Consider the following 17,679-nt stretch of genomic DNA (forward strand, 5'->3'; position numbering starts at 1 on the left):
AGCCGGAGAAGGTCTACAGACCCAGAGCCTGCTTGACCTGGTTGAGCGACGGGTTGGTCGCAACGCTGCCGTCGCCGTACTTCACGGTCGGAACGACGTGATTGCCACCGTTGACGCTGCCGACGAAATCGGCTGCTGCCGGATCGTTCTCGATGTCGATCTCGGTGTACTCGATCCCCGACGCGTTGAGCTGCGTCTTGAGGCGACGGCAGTAGCCGCACCACGTGGTCGAGTAGATGGTCAGGGCAGGCGCATTTTCGGTAGAAGTCACGGCCGATATAACACCACGACCGAGAGCGTTGTTCCGTATCGGCCCGTGTTCTCTTGCCCACATACCGTCGGGCGCGGCGAATGGAGTGTCGGAACGTCCTGCCATGATGGTCCCCATGCCTGCGGACACCGGACTGGATCCAGAACAATCGGCCGCCGTGCTCGCGCCACGCGGCCCGGTATGTGTCCTCGCGGGCGCTGGAACAGGCAAAACCCGCACCATCACGCGCCGGATCGCTCATCTGGTTGCCGACGGTCACGTGTCGGCCGGTCAGGTGCTTGCCGTGACGTTCACCGCTCGTGCGGCCGGGGAAATGCGTGGACGTCTCCGTGAGCTGGGCGTCGGCGGGAGTGGGCCGCAGGTGCAGGCTCGAACTTTTCACGCTGCTGCTCTCCGTCAACTGAAGTACTTCTGGCCGCAGGTTGTCGGCGACACGCCGTGGCGCCTGCTGGACCGAAAGTTCGCGGTTGTCAGCAGTGCCGCAGCCCGGGTGGGATTGTCCACCAGCACGGAAAGCGTCCGCGACCTAGCCAGTGAAATCGAGTGGTCGAAGGCGTCGTTGATCGCGCCGGAGGATTACCCACGCGCGATCGCCAAGATTCGCCGTGAGGCACCGGTCGATGCCACCAAGGTGGCCCAGGTGTATGCCGCATACGAAGAGCTGAAAGCACGCGGCCAGGACGGCATGCTGCTTGATTTCGACGATCTCCTACTGCACACGGCGGCAGCTCTCGAAGAGCATTCGACAGTCGCCGACGAGTTCCGCGAGCGGTATCGCTGCTTCGTCGTGGACGAGTATCAGGACGTCACCCCACTGCAGCAGCGTGTGCTCGACGCCTGGCTGGGCGACCGAGACGATCTGACCGTGGTGGGCGATGCGAATCAGACCATCTACTCCTTCACCGGAGCCACCCCCAACTATCTGTTGGACTTCTCCCGGAAATTCCCCGAAGCGACCGTCGTTCGGCTCGAACGGGATTACCGCTCCACCCCTGAGGTCGTGTCGTTGGCGAACCGCGTGATCGGTGCCGCGCGCGGGCGGATCGCCGGGACGCGTCTGCAGCTGATCGGGCAACGCGCTCCGGGGCCTGAGCCGGAGTTCATGGAGTTCGACGACGAGCCGGCCGAAGCACTCGGCGTTGCGCGGGCGATCAAACGGCTGATCGCGGCAGGCACCCCTGCGGCCGAGATCGCTGTTCTGTACCGGATCAATGCTCAGTCGGAGGCGCACGAGCAGGCCCTGACGAAGCTGGGCATTCCGTTCCAGGTGCGCGGTGGAGAGGGCTTCTTCACTCGCACCGAGGTACGTCAGGCGGTGGCAGCGCTGCGTCAGGCTGCTGGACGCGACGACCTCCCCGAAGGTGCAGACAACGGCGAAGCACTGGTCTCACTCGTCCGCGCTGTGCTCGCGCCGCTCGGCCTGACCAACGAAGAGCCTTCGGGTACTCAGGCACGCGAGCGCTGGGCTTCGCTCTCGGCTCTCGTGGCGCTCACCGAAGAACAACTTGTCCACGAACCTGAACTGACGCTCACCGGGCTTCTACAGGAGCTCACGGCCCGAGCCGAGGCGCGGCACCCACCGACCGTGCAAGGTGTGACGCTGGCCTCGCTCCACGCGGCCAAGGGGCTCGAATGGGATGCGGTGTTCCTGGTCGGCCTCAACGACGGCACCCTGCCTATCCAACACGTTCTCGGCGACGCCAATTCGGGCGCCGACGACGTCGCGGTGGAGGAGGAGCGTCGGCTTCTCTACGTGGGGGTTACTCGCGCTCGCGAGCATCTGCAGCTGTCGTGGGCATTGGCCCGCAATGAGGGTGGACGCAAGTCCCGTCGCCGGTCGAGATTTCTCAACGGACTAATCCCGGAGGACTCGCCGGCCTCGCGCGTTGCCGCGCCGTCGTCGGGGAACAAGAAGCGTCCGCGCTGCCGCGTCTGCGGCAAACCGTTGATCGGGACGTCGGCGACCATGCTCGGGCGCTGCGAAAAATGCCCGTCCAATGTCGACCTGGAATTGCTCGAGCACCTCAAGGCCTGGCGTCTGGACAAGTCCAGAGAACTCAAAGTTCCGGCCTATGTCGTCTTCAGTGACAACACATTGATGGCTATTGCCGAACAACGACCACAAGACAATCGTGGACTGGTTTCGATCCCTGGAATCGGGCCGAAGAAACTCGACAACTTCGGGGAAGACGTACTAGCTGTCATTCGCGGCGAACTGCGTGCGGCAACACTCGATATCTGAAATGCATCCGAATCGACAACGGTGAGTTACATAACCGCAGGTCAAAAATAGGTTGTGCAGATTCGGCAGATTCTCTACTCTGGTTTTCAGTGTTACGGGGCAACCTGTGCGCAGAAACTATCCGGACCGACACGAAATGGAGGTGGCAAAAAAATGACGAACTTGATCTCGTATGAAGCGTGCGCAAGCGCAAAGTTCGCTGTTGCCGCCCCCATGCTGCCGCGTGCAGCGGGATGGGCGCAGCATGCGTTCCGCCTGCGCCCTCAAGCAGCAGCAAAGAAAGCAGCTGTCGAGTCCGTGTTCTTAAGCCATCGAGGTATTTCTCGGTAGGACACATCCGTTCACTTACGGCCACGGACCCGCAGCCCCTGCGGACCGTGGCCTTTGTGTTGGATAGCCCTCTTCATCTGGTTTCCGACTCGGCTCAGGTTCGCACCCATCGAACCCATATCGTGCGACACAGTTTCGCATCCGAGCACTAGGAGACCGAGTTGTCTGCCCAGACAATCCGCGTGGAATCCGAAAACTCCACCACTGCAGTAACTTCCACCGACGTCACTTCGGCTGCAGTCACGTTCATCGAGGTCGCGTCCACCCGCCGCGACCTGCCGTGCCGGGCATCCAACCCCGATCTCTGGTTCGCCGAAGCTCCGGCCGAACTCGAGCAGGCGAAGGCACTGTGCGCGCAGTGCCCCATCCGTTCCCGTTGTCTCAGTGCGGCTCTCGACCGCGCCGAGCCATGGGGGGTGTGGGGCGGCGAGATCCTCGATCAGGGGGCCGTCATAGCGCGCAAGAGACCGAGAGGGCGCCCACGCAAGCAACTTGTGTGCGCGTGAGAGCCCTATTCGGCGGAGCCGGTGTCTTAGTCGGCGGAGCCGGTGTCATCCAGAACCGGCTCCGCGAACCCTGGCAACCAACGAGTCAGGATTTCCATGTACGGGGCATATGCGTCCAACTGGGCGCATATGCCGACCGAACCGAGAAGAACACGGAAGATCATCAAATACTCGGCCGGAAGGTTGAGTGCACGGGCCGTTCGGAACTGCGCACTGTTGAAGTCAGTGGCGGTTCCGGCGGCCTTTTGCAGCCATGCCCGAGTGAAGTGAAATGACTCGGTCTGGATCGGGTCGGTGAAGGGTCGCAGGTAATCCGCGATCTCCTTGTCGGTCACCGTGCGTCCGGGGATCACGAAACCGTTGGCGCGCAACAACTCCGTCAACTCGTCGAATTGTTCCTCGACAGCCAGGCGCACCATCGTGCCGAGAACCCGTGGCAGTCCGTTCGGAAACGGCGCAGCAGCACCGAAGTCGATGACGCCGAGTCGGCCGTCCTCGAGAAGCATGAAATTGCCGGGGTGCGGGTCACAGTGGAGCAATCCGACACGGGCCGGAGACGCGAAGTGGAATTCGGCGAGTAGTGCACCGGCCGCATTGCGCTGCTCCGGCGTTCCACTCTCGATGATTCTGGTCAACGGGGTTGCCGTCATCCATTCGGTCACGACCACTTTCGGCGCGCTCGCCACGACGTGCGGGATCACGAATTGGGGATCTCCGTCGAACTCTTTGGCAAAAGCTCGCTGATTGTTCGCCTCGATCCGATAGTCGAGTTCTTCCTCCGTGCGCGCGGTGAACTCCTCGATCACGGGCCGTACGTCGACACCGGGCATGACCGAACCGAAGAGACCGGCAAATCTGCCCAGGGTCTTGAGATCGGCGCGTAGAGCTTCGTCGGCGCCGGGGTACTGAACTTTCACGGCTACGTCGCGGCCGTCCGCCCAGACGGCTCGGTGAACCTGCCCGATGCTTGCCGACGCGGTCGGTTCGTCGTCGAACGACTGGAATCGGTCGCGCCACTTGGTTCCGAGTTGCTGGTCGAGCATCTTGTGTACTTGCTTGGTCGGCAGCGGCGGGGCGGCGGCCTGGAGCTTGTTCAGCGACTCGCGGTACGGCTCGGCGAATTCCTCCGGAATTGCCGCCTCCATGACGCTGAGCGCTTGGCCCAGCTTCATCGCGCCGCCCTTGAGTTCGCCCAGCACCGCGAACAGTTGCTCGGCCGCCTTCGCGCTCAACTGCGCGTCGATCTCGCCTTTGTCGCCGCCGGCGAGCTTGCGTCCGAAGCCCATGGCGGCGCGACCGGCCATCCCCAGGGGGATGCTCGCGAGTTTGGCAGTACGGGCAGAACTCTTGCGTGGGATCTCGGACACCACACCATCATGTCTGACTGGGGCGTCCTTTGCCCGAAACAGGTGCCAGGTATTGGCAACTGCAGGATATTTGCCGAGGCCAGCGCCTGGTTGTGATCCGATACGGACGGAGCGCGATCTCGAGCGTCGACGACAGACTCGCCGCATGCGTCGCCGCTGTCTCCGATAATGCGGAGTCGATCTCGGCCAGGGCCAGCGCGACACTTGCATGGATCATCGCCGATTCCGCGTGGCCTGCGCTGCCGAGTAGCTGCGCGGACAGATGAAGCCAATGAGGGTCGAGTTCGGATCGGAGGATGTCTGCGCACCGCAGGCAACTCGACTGACCAGGCAGGACAAGAGGACCGACCACACCGTTGCCGTCGCGGATGCGGACGGAAAGGTGGGGGAGTCCGCAGCGAACGAGATCGCTGACCAGACGAGGATCAGTCACGACGTCGTCGCTCAGGACCACCAGTTGTTCGTTCCACGTGCGCACGACGTCGGTGTTGCGATACCCGCGCGAGCGACGCGTGCTGACCCCGCCGGTGACCAGTGCGCGCTCGATGGCGTCAGAGAGCGGACCGACACCGTGAATCCGGACCGTCGCGGTGCTTCTGCGGGCAGTGTGGGCGAAACCGGAATCGGCGAGTTGCTCGAGCAACTCCTCCGTCACGGACGTGGGAATCCCGAGCCTCGACGCTTCCCAGAGGATGTTTGCGCGGGATCTCGAGCCGTCCATTTTGCGCAGGATCGACTTCACCGCGCGATCGTCGACCCCGACAGGCAGAGTCAGCAGGACGGCACGTCCGGGGGTCCATCCCAGCTGCAGTCGACCATCCGGGCGCGACAGAACAGCGATCCGCGGGTCCCATCGAGGTCCCGCGGATCGCTGTGAAGTGCTGTCTTGTCTGGTGTCGTCGTGTGTGTGACCGGTCATCATTCGATGCTGGCACGACGGGCCCTCGGCGAGTCCCCGTCAGCGGCAGTTATCCACAGGCGGTCATCGCGGCTGATCTGCGAAAATCGGTCGAGAAGGGATTACTTCTCTTCGTCGTCCTCGCGGGTCTTGTCCATCGCTTCCTCGGCCGCACGCTCTTTTGCCACGACGGCTTCGAGCTGGGCTATCGGGTCGTCGAAATTACCGGCTTCGCCGGCGCCGAGGACACGGGCGACAAATCCGTCCGGTGCGTCGAGATCGCTCGAATCGGGCATCAGGTCGGGATGCGACCAGACGCCATCGCGAACGTCCATACCGGCTTCCGCAGTGAGCTTCTGCCACAAACCGGCCGCTTCACGGACCTTGCGAGGACGAAGTTCGAGTCCGACCAGCGTCGCAAAGGTCTGTTCGGCGGGGCCGCCGGTAGCGCGGCGACGCCGCAACGTCTCACTCATCGCGGCAACACCAGGCAGTCGCTCGCCGAGTGCGGCGGTGACGACCGTCTCCACCCAACCCTCGACCAGCGCAAGCAGAGTCTCGAGACGTTCGAGAGCGGCTTTCTGCTCCGGTGTGTTCTGCGGCTCGAACGTGCCCTGCTGCATCAGCGCTTCGAGCTTGCTCGGATCGGTGAGAGCGGATGGATCGAGGTCCTTGGCGAATTCTTCCATCGCCGAGAAGTCCATGGTGATTCCGCGGGCGTATTCCTCCACTGTCGCGAGAACACGCTGGCGCAGCCACGGAACGTGACTGTAAAGGCGCTGATGAGCGGCTTCCCGCGCGGCGAGGAAGACCAGAACTTCCTGATGCGGCTGTTCGAGACCCTCACTGAAAGCCTGAACCGCAGCCGGGAGAAGGGCCGCGGTGCCTTCGGGGCCGAGGGGCAGGCCGATGTCAGTGGAGGAGAGCACCTCGGTGGACAGTTGGCCGAGTGCCTGGCCCAATTGCGAGCCGAACGCGAGTCCGCCCATCTGGCCGAGCATGCCCAGCATCGGGCCAGCCATCTGCTGTGCTTCGGCCGGAAGACCCTGGACCCACATGCCCGCTACCTTCTCGGCCACCGGATCACAGAGTCGCTTCCAGGTGTCGATCGTGTTGTCGAGCCAGTCGTTCGGAGTCCACGCAAGAGTGCGGCTCGCTCCGGCAGGGAGCGTTGTCGCGGCGTCCAGCCACATCTCGGCCAGGTGCGCGGCGTCGGCGATCGCCTTGACGTTGCCCTCGGTGATCGGTGTGACCGATCCGATCTGTTGGCGTGCCAGCTTCTTGGCGATGTCGTAGTTGACCGGGCCGGACGTACCGCCCTGGCCCATCGACGAGCCCATTCCGCTCAGCATCTGCCCGAACTGGGTGAGCATCTGGCCGAGCTGAGCCGGATCGAATCCCTCACCGCCCGCGCCGAACCCGAACGGCATGTCACCACCCCCGAACGGATTGCCACCCGCCGCGTTCTTGTCGCGATCGGGATCGTCGTCGGAGTTGGAGAAGCCGAACGGCATATTGCTCATACCTCAACGGTACAAGGCTCGAGCGGTCGGAGTCGCCCTCCGAGTCACGCTGACGGCGAACACGCACGGCGCTCAGGCGGTGCGATCGGTGCTCCGGAGCCTTCGCGCTTTACTCTGGATCAGGTGAATCGACGGATAGTGACGCTCTTGGCCGCACTCGCACCCATCGTCGTGTTGGGAGTCGTCGGAACAATGGTCACTGTTCCTTATGTCGCACTCGGTCCGGGCCCCACCTTCAACACGCTCGGCGACGTCGACGGTAAGCCCGTCGTGGACATCCAGGGGACCGAGGTCGATCCCACCGACGGCAACCTCAACATGACAACGGTGTCGGTTCGCGACGGCCTCAACATCTTCGAAGCGTTCGGACTGTGGGCGAGTGGCAGCAACGGACTCGTCCCTCGCTCGGAGATCTATCCGCCCGAGAAGTCGAAGGAAGAGATTCAGCAGGCCAACACGGCCGACTTCCAGCAATCAGAGGACAGTGCCGAGTTGGCGGCACTGCACTTTCTCGGCAAGCCGGTGGCACTGACTGTTTCGAAGGTGACTCCGGACGGTCCCGCTGCGGGTGCCCTGCAAGAAGGCGACGTCCTGGTCAAGATCGGCGACACTCCGGTAACCACCATCACCGGCGTTCAGGACACGGTCGGTGCGATCGCGCCCGGCACCGCGATCGACGTCACCGTCCTTCGTGAGGGTGTGGAGACCGTGGTGCCGGTCACCGTCGGGGCGCGGCCCAACAAGCCCGAATCGGGTTACCTCGGCGTCACACCCAACGAGGTCCCGGACGTTCCCTTCACCGTGCAGTTCAATCTCGCCGACATCGGCGGTCCTTCTGCCGGACTGATGTTCACACTGGCCTTGGTCGACAAGCTGACTCCGGGGGAGCTCAACGGTGGAAAGTTCGTGGCCGGAACGGGCACCATCGACTCCGACGGCGAGGTCGGTCCGATCGGCGGCATCAGGTACAAGTTGATCGCCGCGTCCGAAGCCGGTGCTGAGACCTTCCTCGTGCCGGCCCAGAACTGTGACGAGGCGAAACAGAATGCGCCGGACGGGCTTCGACTCGTCAAGGTCGACAACCTGCCCGGCGCAGTGGACTCACTCGAGAGCCTCAACACGGGCGGCGACGCACCCCGCTGCTGAAAGCTGCCTGGCCGCCGACGACTCTGTCAGTCTTCTTCGACCTCGTCGAGCGTCGCGTACAGGGCGTGCACGAGGTGAGGTGCAAGACCGTCGTAGGTGAGCAGTTCCAAGTCACCGTACGGATCCGCATCCTCGTCGGGACGCATCTGTAGGAGCGACAGCGAGGGACCGTCACGGAGCACGCCGACGAACAGTCGAGCCTCGCGTCGATCGGGATGCGCGTTGGCCGTCAGCCGCGCGACCTCGTCCGCCGCGTGCTGATCGGTCAACACCGGCGCCGTGGCGTGGTCGAGATCCGATTCCGCCTCGGGCGGCAGGACGACGATCTCCTGCACCAGGATGCAACCCTGCACGGACTCGGGCCAATGCGTCGTCGCCAGGAACTCGTCGAGTGCCCGTGAACCGCCGATGATGTCCTCGGGAAGCGATTCCTGTTCGATCGGTGTGTATTCGGCGCCCTCGGCGAGTTGGTCGAGCAGTCCGGGTTCGGCCGCGGCGAGCATTTCGGTGGGTACCAACGCGTACAGCTTCGGCGGCTGATCCCAGCCTTCGGCGTCGATGTGGTCGACAACTTCATGAACGCACCGGGCGAGGGCACTCGGTGATCTGCTCATATTCTCTTCACTCACACGTTCATCCTCCCACCTTCTGTCCGGCTCCCCGCTCTCCGTGTTGTCAACCCGTGACCGTTGTTACGTAGAGTGGTCGGAAACGGCCAAGTCCACTCGGGCGTGGCCGCAGTGATCGATGCAATCGGTTGCGACGCCACGGCGTCGCCAAATCTTGGAGCGTGGCACGTGGGCATGCGGCCCCCCGCAGGTTTACCCTCTCTGTCCAGACGCAGTCGAATCTTGTTGGTGGTGGCTGTCGTAGTGGCGGCCTTGCTGCTCGTGGGGCCGCGACTGATCGGCATGTACACGGACTGGTTGTGGTTCGGCGAAGTCGGCTTCCGCGGTGTCTTCACCAAGGTTCTGCTGACGCGATTCGTGCTCTTCCTGGTCGTCGGAATTGTCGTCGGCGCCATCGTGTGGCTCGCGATGCTTCTCGCGTACCGCGCACGCCCGGTGTTCGTCCCGGTCTCCGGGCCCAATGATCCGATCGCGCGCTACCGCACCACCGTTATGTCGCGTCTTCGTCTGTTCGGCGTGATCATTCCGGTAGCGATCGGCATCCTGTCCGGTCTCATCGCGCAGGCCAACTGGGTCACTATCCAGTTGTTCCTCAACGGCCAGGCATTCGGTATCACCGATCCGCAGTTCAACATGGACGTCAGCTTCTACACGTTCGATCTGCCGTTCTACCGTTTCGTTCTCAACTGGTTGTTCGTCTCGATCCTGCTGGCTTTCGTGGCAAATCTGATCACCCACTACGTTTTCGGTGGAATCAAATTGGCCGGACGAGCGGGGACGTTCACTACCGCCGCTCGTGTGCAGTTGGCTGTTCTGGCCGGCACTTTCGTGCTGTTGAAGGCCGTCGCCTACTGGCTCGATCGCTACTCGTTGCTTTCGAGCGGCCGTAAAGAGCCGACGTTCACCGGCCCGGGGTACACGGACATCATGGCTGTGCTCCCGGCAAAGCTGATATTGATGTCCATCGCGATCATCTGTGCTTTGGCTTTCTTCGCTGCGATCTTCACCCGCGACCTTCGTATCCCGGCTATGGCCGTTGCTCTGCTGGTTCTCTCGTCCGTGCTCGTAGGCGCAGTCTGGCCGATGATCGTCGAGCAGTTCTCCGTCAAGCCCAACGCGGCGGACAAGGAGAGTACGTACATCGAGCGGAACATCGCGGCCACCAGGCAGGCCTACGGAATCACGGACGACAAGGTCACATATCAGCCTTACTCGGGTGACGGCGACGCAATTCCGCGCGAGGTGCCGGCAGACGTCACCACTATTGCCAATGCTCGTCTCCTCGATCCGAACATTCTGTCGCCCACTTTCACCCAGCAGCAACAGCGTCAGAACTTCTACGGGTTCCCGCCCTCGCTCGACATCGATCGCTACGACATCGACGGTGAGATGCGCGACTACATCGTGGCGGCGCGTGAGATCTCACCGAACAACCTGCAGGGAAACCAGACGGACTGGATCAACAAGCACACGGTCTACACCCACGGCGACGGCTTGGTGGCCGCTCCGGCGAACAAGATCACTGCGCCGGTCCTGGACCCGACGAAGGACAACGCGAACAACAACAATGCGGGCTACCCGATCTACACGGTCAGCGACATCGCCTCGCAGGACGCGGGAACACAGGTCATCAAGGTCGATCAACCGCGCATCTACTACGGCGAGGTCATCGGTCAAGGCGCTGACGACTACGCAATCGTCGGTGGTGCCGGTGGTTCGGAAGCTCGCGAATACGACACGGAGCAGACCAAGTACACCTACACCGGTTCCGGCGGCGTCTCCATCGGAAACTGGGTCAATCGCTTGGCTTTCGCGGCGAAGTACACGGAGAGGAACATTCTCTTCTCGGGTGCCGTCGGTTCGGATTCCAAGATCATCTACAACCGTGATCCTCGCGATCGCGTCGGTCAGGTTGCTCCGTGGTTGACCACTGACGGAGATGCGTACCCGGCCGCAGTCGACGGCAAGATCGTCTGGATCGTCGATGCGTACACCACGCTGGAGAACTACCCGTACGCACAGCGCAGTTCGCTGGACGGACTGGTCGCGGACAGTGTGGATGCAACGACCGGTCGTTTGTTGCCGAAGAAGGAAGTCTCGTACATCCGCAACTCGGTCAAGGCAACCGTCGATGCCTACGACGGCACCGTGACGCTCTATCAGGTCGACGACAACGACCCGGTACTCAATGCGTGGAAGGGTGTGTTCCCGGACACGGTCAAGCCGCAGAGTGATATCTCGGACGATTTGCGGGCACACTTCCGCTATCCCGAAGACCTGTTCAAGGTTCAGCGGGAAATGTTGGCGAAGTACCACGTCGACAATCCGACCGAGTTCTTCACCAACAACGCTTTCTGGTCGGTGCCCAACGAGCCGACGGTGGAGAATTCGAAGGAAAATGAACCGCCGTACTACGTGATGGTGGGGGACCAGGAAACCGGCGCGCCGTCGTTCCGGCTCACAAGTCCGATGGTGGGATTCCAGCGAGACTTCCTGTCGGCTTACATCACCGTGAATTCGGATCCGAAGGACTACGGCAAGATCACTGTTCTGCAGTTGCCCGTCAACAAACAGACGCAGGGTCCGTCACAGTCGCAGAACTCGATGATCTCGGATGCTCGCGTGGGCTCGGAGAAGGCACTGCTGGAGAGAACCAACACGATCCGATACGGCAACCAGTTGGCCTTGCCGATCGCAGAGGGTGGAATTCTCTACGTCGAACCCATGTATACCGAGCGAAGTAACACAACGACTTCGTTCCCGCAGCTTTCCCGAGTTCTGGTGAGTTACCAGGAGTCTGCGAAGGCTGGCAGCAGGGTTCGTGTCGGTTACGCATCCACGTTGGCCGAGGCGCTCGATCAGGTCTTCGACAATGGTGGAGCCGCGGGTGCTGCCACCGCACCGGGTGGAACTGCCACGACGGAACCGCCGGCGGGAACCGGGACCACCCCCGCGCCGACGGCGCCGACGACGCCTACAGGTCCGGCATCATCGGAAGATGTGTCGAAGGCTCTGGCAGAGGTCAACGCTGCCATGGATGCATTGAAGTCTGCGCAACAGACTGGTGACTTCAGTGGTTACGGAGCCGCGCTGGATCGCCTGCAGAAGGCGGTTGACGCTTACCAGGCGCTGCCGCCCAGTTAGTCGACCTCGTTCGTGAGTCACAGAAGGCCCGCCATCCGATCGGATGGTGGGGGGGCCTTCTTGTGTTCTCAGGTGAAGCTGTACGAGCTGAATCAGCGCAGTGCTGCAACGATCGGTGCGTTGGCATCGGAGAGCTGCTGGAACTGTGCGGCGAAGCCGTACTGGCCGGCGAGGTCACGAGCGGTGTCGTAAGCCTGCTGTGCGGCGGGCTTGAGCTCGGCCGGGATCTCGATGGCGGGAGCAACTGCGGGTGCCTCGGCGACGGGAGCCGGCGCTGCGGCGGGAGCTTCTTCGACTGCAGGCTCGCTCGCGACGGTCAGACGCTGGCCGCAGACGGGCCATGCGCCGGGGCCCTGGCTCTGCAGGGTGTTCTCGGCGACGCGGATCTGCTCTTCCTTGGAAGCGTTGGCGGGCGAGCCGGTGCCACCGTTGGCGGTCCAGGTGCTCTGCGAGAACTGCAGGCCGCCGTAGTAGCCGTTTCCGGTGTTGATGTTCCAGTCGCCACCGCTCTCGCACTGTGCGACGCCGTCCCAGTTGTGGGTGGCTGCGGAAGCGGTGCCGGTGCTCATGGTGAGGGGCACTGCGACAAGTGCGCCGGCTACTGCCAATGTGCCGAATGCACGCTTGCTGATGCTGGTGTACGTCATGTCGGGGTAAATCCTCTCCGCGCTTGCTGACATCGGCGGGCCTGCGGGTCGGCGATGATGCTGACTTTCCCGGGCGCTTGTCTCTCCGTGTCTCTGCCCCTCGAAGGTTTCGGGGGTTCCGATCCCGCGGGGCAGAGTGGAGCAGCGGCGGGTCGGCGTTCGCCCGGTTGATTCGGGCCGGGACCGACCGTACGGGAGCGTCGAACGAGGGTCGATTCGCAATTTTCCGGACTGTCTGGTCTGCTCTCGACCCAAAATTTTAGCGTTTGTGCTGGTAGAGCCTTTCCGATGCCGTTTCGACGTACGTTCGTTACATGCTTGTTATGTGTTGATGCTCACGGGCATTTTGTGAACCCAGTCACCCGATTCTTCGACTTTCAGGCGTGTATTTCGCTCCAGCGCAGGCGATTTGCGTTCCGTTCACCTGCTCGTGTAACTTTGTCCATGCATCGCGGGGTGGAGCAGCTCGGTAGCTCGCTGGGCTCATAACCCAGAGGTCGCAGGTTCAAATCCTGTCCCCGCTACTAGAAAAGGACCGCCGCACTGGAATCCAGTGCGGCGGTCCTTTTTTTGTGCGCAGCCGTCGTAGGGTGGCGACGTGCGACTCTCGAAGATTCTCTTGGCGATGGCGGTGACTACTTCGCTGGTGACCACCGCTCTGGCGTTCTCGGCAGGAAGCGCTGCCGCCGGTGGGCGGATCACCGATGCGAAGCGCGTGGTCTTCATCGTTCCGGGGCAGCAGCTCTACAACTCGGGAGAAACGCACCAGGCGACCTACCGCGCCCTCGACAAGGCACTGAGCGCTGCGGGCTACGAGACACACTTCGTCGACGCACCCGGCAAGATGATTGCGGCCGACGCCGAGCTGATTGCGGATTCGATTCGCTCCTACGCTACCGGCGCTGACTCCGTCGGGGTGATCGCGCACAGTGCGGGTGGACTGAGCTCCCGGTACTACGCGAAGTTCCTCGGTGGCTCCGAAGTAGTGGATTCATTCGTCGCCATCGGTGCGCCACAGTACGGTAGCCCCGGTGGCTGCGTACAAGGCCCTGCCGACGGTTACGACACCTGCATGTTCTCCGAAGTTCTCACCAAGCTCAATGCCGGTGAGGACACTCCTGGATCTGCCTACTATTCGGTGGTGCAGAGTTCGGGCGAGTGGGCGGACGGTCGGTTGGACGGGGGCCAGTGCCGGGTGTACGTCGATGGCGTTCCCGGGGCCGGAACCGGAGGAGACCACCTCACCGAGCTCGAGCATCCAGAGGTCATCTCGGGAGCGATCAGCGCTTTGGGGCGCGACTGTGTCGGTACGTTCGTGGACGAGAACGACGGCGACATCACCTGGCCTGACACGCTGTTTCCGTCATTTCGGTAAAGCTTCAGGTCCGGGTTGTTCGGACGAGTAGCCCGGCTACGTGTGCGCTCGCGGCAGTCCTCGCCCCCAAGGCGTCACCCGATTCGATGGCCGCGACTATACGTGCGTGCTCGGTGACGGCGATCCGCCGATTGAGCTCGAGGCTCCACATGTCCGAACGGTAGAGGTGTGACTGACCATCCAGACGATGCAGGGCTTCGCTGAGCGGGTGATTGCATGCAGTCTCACGAATCAAGGTGTGGAACTCGAGGTCGAGCTTCGAATCCCGACGCTGATCCGGCGGGCTCTCGAGAAGTTCGCGTTGCACCTGCACCATCTTGTTCAGCTGTGACACGGTTTCGTGCGTGGCATTGGCCGTCGCGTTGAACGCCGCGAGACCGTCGAGTACCTCACGCACCTCGAAGACCGCGCGCAGAGACTCCGCGTCCAGCGAATCGACTTTTGCACCCGCATTCCGTGTGTGGACGGCGATGCCCTCGTAGATCAACTGCTGCACGGCCTCGCGGACCGGCGTTCGACTGACATTGAGCTTGCTCGCCAGCGCGGGAACACTCAGTGGTGTCCCCGGCGCCAGCTCGCCCGAAAAGATCAGTTCGCGAAGCGTCTCGTGCACGGACTCGGTGAGTAAAGCTCGTTCGGTGGTGGTCATCTTGTCCTCACTTCGATCCTGCACGATGTCGACGGTACCCGGGAGCGCTATCCAGCGGCGCGCACCCGGTCAGCGCTGCGACTGTCGACCTCGGGCGCCGTCGCGCCTTTCAGTCCGGCCACTTTGGCCGCGATGTTCTCAGCGATCGTGATCGGCGGGTATCCCACTTCGCCCGGTGTGAGAGTCCCTGGCAGTGCTTCGATGACGGCGTCGTAGTTCCCGTCGAAAAAGAATGCGGCAGAGCGACGTCGGATGATCTGACCATCGACGATAGGTGGGTCGACTCGGTGCACTGTCGAGCGCCATCGGTCGTTCGTCCAGCGTGCCATCGCGTCGCCGAGGTTGATCAAGAGTGCGCCGTCGGCAGGTTGGACGTCGTGCCATAAGCCGTCGGCACTCAGAACTTGAAGACCCGGAACTCGATCTGCCCACAGGATGGTCAAGATTCCGAAGTCGGTGTGAGCGCCCATTCCCGTCATGTCGCCGGAGATGCGGATCTCGCCCTCGGGCAGTGCGTAGTTGTTCATCTTCATCGCGTCGATCGAATGGTCGAGCATCGAATCGAAGTACCCGGGCTGCAATCCGAGAGCGTCGGTAAAGGCGCACATCAGGATTCGTGCCAAGCCCTGGGCATGACGGAAATACTCTTCGATTGCCGGTCGGAATCCGGGCGCGGCCACGGGCCAGGTGTTGGCGGCGTAGCTGGACTCGGGTAGGTCGACGCCCGGATAGTCGCTCACCTCTGTGCCCACGACTATTGCTTCGTAGAAATCGTTCATCTGGTTCGCAGCGGCGACGCCCAGGCTCATGCTGAGTGATTCCGATTTCGGTGGTGAGTAGCCGCGGTTCTCGGACGAGGGACGGCGATAGTTGTTCTTCACCGTCAGTGGGAGAGCAAAGAACTCGTCGAGAGCGTCGGCCAGTCCTTCGGTCGCCGATCGTGGAATGCTGTGTCCGACAATCTGTATGAATCCGACCTCCCGGCACGCGCGATCGAGTTGAGCTGCCACTTCCGCACAGGCAGTGCTGTTGGTGGCGTTTGCAACCGCTGCCTCGCCGCGGAGGTACGGGCTGATATCGATCGTAGGGATTTCGAAGACAGGAGTTTCGTGGGTCATTTAAAGTCCTTGCGGCCGGACGTGTGCCACTTACCGACGAGCACACGTGAGAGGAATCCAAAGGCAGAGAAGACGAGGACACCGAACACCGACGCGATCACGATCGCGGCGATCAGATCCTCGGACTGAAGGCGGCTTCGGTAGACGTCGAGCAGCGTTCCGATCCCGGGTTGTCCTTTGGCGAAGAACATGTCGCCGATGATGGCACCGACGACAACAAGGCCGGAGGCGGTGCGGATGCCGGTGAGAATAGCCGGCATTGCCGCTCGCAGTTCGAGTTTCACCAATCGATCCCAACGGGACGCGCGGCCGAGGGTGAACAGTTCGTGCAGTCCGCGATCGACCGATTGCAATCCGAAGTGTGTGTTGGTGATGATCGGGAAGGCTGCGATGAGAACACACACCAGGGTACGCGCGGTCATACCGTAGCCGAACCAGAGCCCGATGAGGGGGACGATGGCGAGGATGGGAATGACCTGCAGCACAACGGCATAGGGATAGACGATCCGCTCGATCCACTTGGCCTGGCTCATCAGCACGCCGGTTCCGACGCCGACTGCCACCGCGACCACGAAGCCGACCAGTGCTACCTGTGCCGTCACTGCGAGGGCTTCGAGCATGGGAGAGAGGTGTTTCCAGTCGAGTAGCGACTTTGTCAGTACTTGACTCGGCGGCGGAAGGAGAAATCGACGTTCCGGGGAGAGAACGAGGTAGCTGACGATCGACCACGCTGCGACCGCGCCGGCAAGTGAGAGCAGCGGATAGAGAAGGAAGGTGCCGAGCGCTCTCATTCGCGAGGGCCGTCCGGGCTGTGACTGTGCTCGCGCGGCGGTCGCAGAATCAGTGCGAACGGCGGAATTGCGTGCGGTGCCCTGTTGCACTGCAAGGACTTCGGTCATCGTGAGCTCCCATGGAGACTGGCCGAGATCTCGGCGACGTGTTCGGTGTATCGGGCGTCGTAGCGCAGTTCCGGGCTACGCGGGTACGGGAAATCGATGTCCACGACCGAATGGATTCGTCCGGGCCGGGCGGTCATGACGACCACCTTGTTTGCGAGGTACACGGCCTCGGATACCGAGTGCGTGATGAACATCGAGGTGAACCCCTTGTCGGTGTAGAGCCTTTGCAGCTCTACCTGCATCTCCAGTCGTGTCATCTCGTCGAGAGCACCGAAAGGTTCGTCGAGCAGCATCACAGCAGGTGCGAGGGTGAGCGCACGTGCCAACGAGACGCGCATCTTCATTCCGCCCGACAACGCGTTGGGCAGTTGTTTCGCAAAGTCCGCCAGGCCCACTGCGCGAATTGCCTCGTCGGCGCGCAACTTTCGGGCTGCTTTGTCGCCGCCACCGAGTTCGGCGGACAATTCGACGTTGGCCTGCACGGTTCGCCAGGGGAGGAGAGTCGGCTCCTGGAAGATGAAGCCAACTGATTCGGTGTCGAGGGCAACCGCGCCGCTGGTCGGTCGCTCGAGGCCGGCCGCCATGCGCAACAAAGTCGACTTGCCGCAGCCGGAGGGTCCGACCACGGCGACGAAGTCTCCTCGCTCCACGTTCAGATCGATGCCGTCCAGCGCGACAGTGCCGGTATCGAACTTCTTGACGACATCGGAAAAGACCATCTGCATCGGTGCGGTGAGCTTGCGAGCGTCGGCATCCTGCATCGTGTTCGCGAGTTCCATCTGAGCCTCCGGTTCGATAATGCATGCAAAAGTTGTTCAATATGTATGAACCATCTTGAATTGCATGTATGTCGCCTAGGTTGCTGAATGTAAATGTGAGGTGACATTGCAGGTGAAGCGAGAATCCTGGCGCACGTTACCTGATGGAAACAACGA

General features: G+C 62.3%; 15 protein-coding genes and 1 tRNA gene. 6 read left to right on the forward strand and 10 right to left on the reverse strand.

The annotated features are described in order from the left end of the window. Positions 1-13: 13 nt before the first annotated feature. Positions 14-271 carry a mycoredoxin gene (locus tag AC1Q61_RS21400; RefSeq protein ID WP_003942350.1) on the reverse strand — a complete coding sequence of 86 codons (258 nt, stop codon included), beginning with the start codon at positions 269-271 and terminating at the stop codon, positions 14-16. Between the two features lie 103 nt (positions 272-374). Here AC1Q61_RS21400 and AC1Q61_RS21405 point away from each other — a divergent pair, with 103 nt between their 5' ends. Together AC1Q61_RS21405 and AC1Q61_RS21410 are read left to right on the forward strand one after the other, a co-directional pair. Beyond that, positions 375-2,513, forward strand: coding sequence for an ATP-dependent DNA helicase UvrD2 (locus AC1Q61_RS21405; protein WP_003942300.1), 2,139 nt, complete (start codon positions 375-377; stop codon positions 2,511-2,513). A 512-nt stretch (positions 2,514-3,025) separates the two neighbouring features. Then, entirely contained in the window at positions 3,026-3,349 is a 324-nt protein-coding gene (locus tag AC1Q61_RS21410; protein ID WP_003942321.1) for a WhiB family transcriptional regulator, read from the forward strand. Positions 3,350-3,375: 26 nt separating this feature from the next. On the opposite strand, the gene AC1Q61_RS21415 is transcribed toward AC1Q61_RS21410, so the two are convergent. The 3 genes from AC1Q61_RS21415 to AC1Q61_RS21425 all read right to left on the reverse strand — a co-directional run bounded on the left by AC1Q61_RS21415 (position 3,376) and on the right by AC1Q61_RS21425 (position 7,137). Continuing rightward, the gene (locus tag AC1Q61_RS21415) at positions 3,376-4,719 is read right to left on the reverse strand and encodes an ABC1 kinase family protein (RefSeq protein ID WP_172403528.1); all 1,344 of its coding nucleotides are present in this window, start codon (positions 4,717-4,719) and stop codon (positions 3,376-3,378) included. A 4-nt stretch (positions 4,720-4,723) separates the two neighbouring features. Continuing rightward, positions 4,724-5,638 (reverse strand): hypothetical protein, encoded by a 915-nt coding sequence (locus AC1Q61_RS21420; RefSeq protein ID WP_054187618.1) that lies wholly within the window; start codon positions 5,636-5,638, stop codon positions 4,724-4,726. A 98-nt stretch (positions 5,639-5,736) separates the two neighbouring features. Beyond that, the gene (locus tag AC1Q61_RS21425) at positions 5,737-7,137 is read right to left on the reverse strand and encodes a zinc-dependent metalloprotease (protein ID WP_003942352.1); all 1,401 of its coding nucleotides are present in this window, start codon (positions 7,135-7,137) and stop codon (positions 5,737-5,739) included. 123 nt (positions 7,138-7,260) lie between these two features. Here AC1Q61_RS21425 and AC1Q61_RS21430 point away from each other — a divergent pair, with 123 nt between their 5' ends. After that, on the forward strand, positions 7,261-8,283 hold the full coding sequence (locus AC1Q61_RS21430) for a YlbL family protein (protein ID WP_020907134.1): 1,023 nt from the start codon (positions 7,261-7,263) through the stop codon (positions 8,281-8,283). 26 nt (positions 8,284-8,309) lie between these two features. Here AC1Q61_RS21430 and AC1Q61_RS21435 read toward each other — a convergent pair whose 3' ends face one another. Further along, complete coding sequence (locus AC1Q61_RS21435; RefSeq protein WP_019747831.1) at positions 8,310-8,912, reverse strand: PPA1309 family protein; 603 nt, start codon at positions 8,910-8,912, stop codon at positions 8,310-8,312. Between the two features lie 168 nt (positions 8,913-9,080). Between AC1Q61_RS21435 and AC1Q61_RS21440 the strand changes: the two genes are divergently transcribed. Then, entirely contained in the window at positions 9,081-12,056 is a 2,976-nt protein-coding gene (locus tag AC1Q61_RS21440) for a UPF0182 family protein (protein WP_030534991.1), read from the forward strand. 92 nt (positions 12,057-12,148) lie between these two features. Here the strand turns inward: AC1Q61_RS21440 and AC1Q61_RS21445 are convergent, their stop codons facing one another. Further along, entirely contained in the window at positions 12,149-12,703 is a 555-nt protein-coding gene (locus AC1Q61_RS21445) for a transglycosylase family protein (protein WP_003942299.1), read from the reverse strand. Between the two features lie 450 nt (positions 12,704-13,153). Between AC1Q61_RS21445 and AC1Q61_RS21450 the strand changes: the two genes are divergently transcribed. Next, positions 13,154-13,227: transfer RNA gene (locus AC1Q61_RS21450), tRNA-Met, on the forward strand. 74 nt (positions 13,228-13,301) lie between these two features. Then, positions 13,302-14,078 carry an esterase/lipase family protein gene (locus tag AC1Q61_RS21455; protein ID WP_042450097.1) on the forward strand — a complete coding sequence of 259 codons (777 nt, stop codon included), beginning with the start codon at positions 13,302-13,304 and terminating at the stop codon, positions 14,076-14,078. Between the two features lie 4 nt (positions 14,079-14,082). Here AC1Q61_RS21455 and AC1Q61_RS21460 read toward each other — a convergent pair whose 3' ends face one another. The 4 genes from AC1Q61_RS21460 to AC1Q61_RS21475 are packed head-to-tail and all read right to left on the reverse strand — an operon-like array spanning position 14,083 to position 17,523. Then, on the reverse strand, positions 14,083-14,727 hold the full coding sequence (locus AC1Q61_RS21460) for a GntR family transcriptional regulator (RefSeq protein ID WP_007731273.1): 645 nt from the start codon (positions 14,725-14,727) through the stop codon (positions 14,083-14,085). Between the two features lie 47 nt (positions 14,728-14,774). After that, positions 14,775-15,845 (reverse strand): isopenicillin N synthase family dioxygenase, encoded by a 1,071-nt coding sequence (locus AC1Q61_RS21465; RefSeq protein ID WP_042450095.1) that lies wholly within the window; start codon positions 15,843-15,845, stop codon positions 14,775-14,777. Next, positions 15,842-16,744: an ABC transporter permease gene (locus AC1Q61_RS21470; RefSeq protein ID WP_042450093.1), complete on the reverse strand. Its 903-nt coding sequence runs from the start codon at positions 16,742-16,744 to the stop codon at positions 15,842-15,844. The genes AC1Q61_RS21465 and AC1Q61_RS21470 overlap by 4 nt, the downstream gene beginning before the upstream one ends. After that, positions 16,741-17,523, reverse strand: a complete 783-nt coding sequence (locus AC1Q61_RS21475) for an ABC transporter ATP-binding protein (RefSeq protein WP_003942349.1) — start codon at positions 17,521-17,523, stop codon at positions 16,741-16,743. The genes AC1Q61_RS21470 and AC1Q61_RS21475 overlap by 4 nt, the downstream gene beginning before the upstream one ends. Between the last annotated feature and the right edge of the window lie 156 nt (positions 17,524-17,679).

The sequence above is a fragment of the Rhodococcus sp. MPR-R1B genome (assembly GCF_058793255.1).

Coding starts and splice junctions, on each gene's coding strand:
- AC1Q61_RS21405 (WP_003942300.1), top strand. CDS start 375: ATGATGGTCCCCATGCCTGCGGACACCGGACTGGATCCAGAACAATCG.
- AC1Q61_RS21420 (WP_054187618.1), bottom strand. CDS start 5,638: ATGATGACCGGTCACACACACGACGACACCAGACAAGACAGCACTTCA.
- AC1Q61_RS21425 (WP_003942352.1), bottom strand. CDS start 7,137: ATGAGCAATATGCCGTTCGGCTTCTCCAACTCCGACGACGATCCCGAT.
- AC1Q61_RS21445 (WP_003942299.1), bottom strand. CDS start 12,703: ATGACGTACACCAGCATCAGCAAGCGTGCATTCGGCACATTGGCAGTA.
- AC1Q61_RS21460 (WP_007731273.1), bottom strand. CDS start 14,727: ATGACCACCACCGAACGAGCTTTACTCACCGAGTCCGTGCACGAGACG.
- AC1Q61_RS21465 (WP_042450095.1), bottom strand. CDS start 15,845: ATGACCCACGAAACTCCTGTCTTCGAAATCCCTACGATCGATATCAGC.
- AC1Q61_RS21470 (WP_042450093.1), bottom strand. CDS start 16,744: ATGACCGAAGTCCTTGCAGTGCAACAGGGCACCGCACGCAATTCCGCC.
- AC1Q61_RS21475 (WP_003942349.1), bottom strand. CDS start 17,523: ATGGAACTCGCGAACACGATGCAGGATGCCGACGCTCGCAAGCTCACC.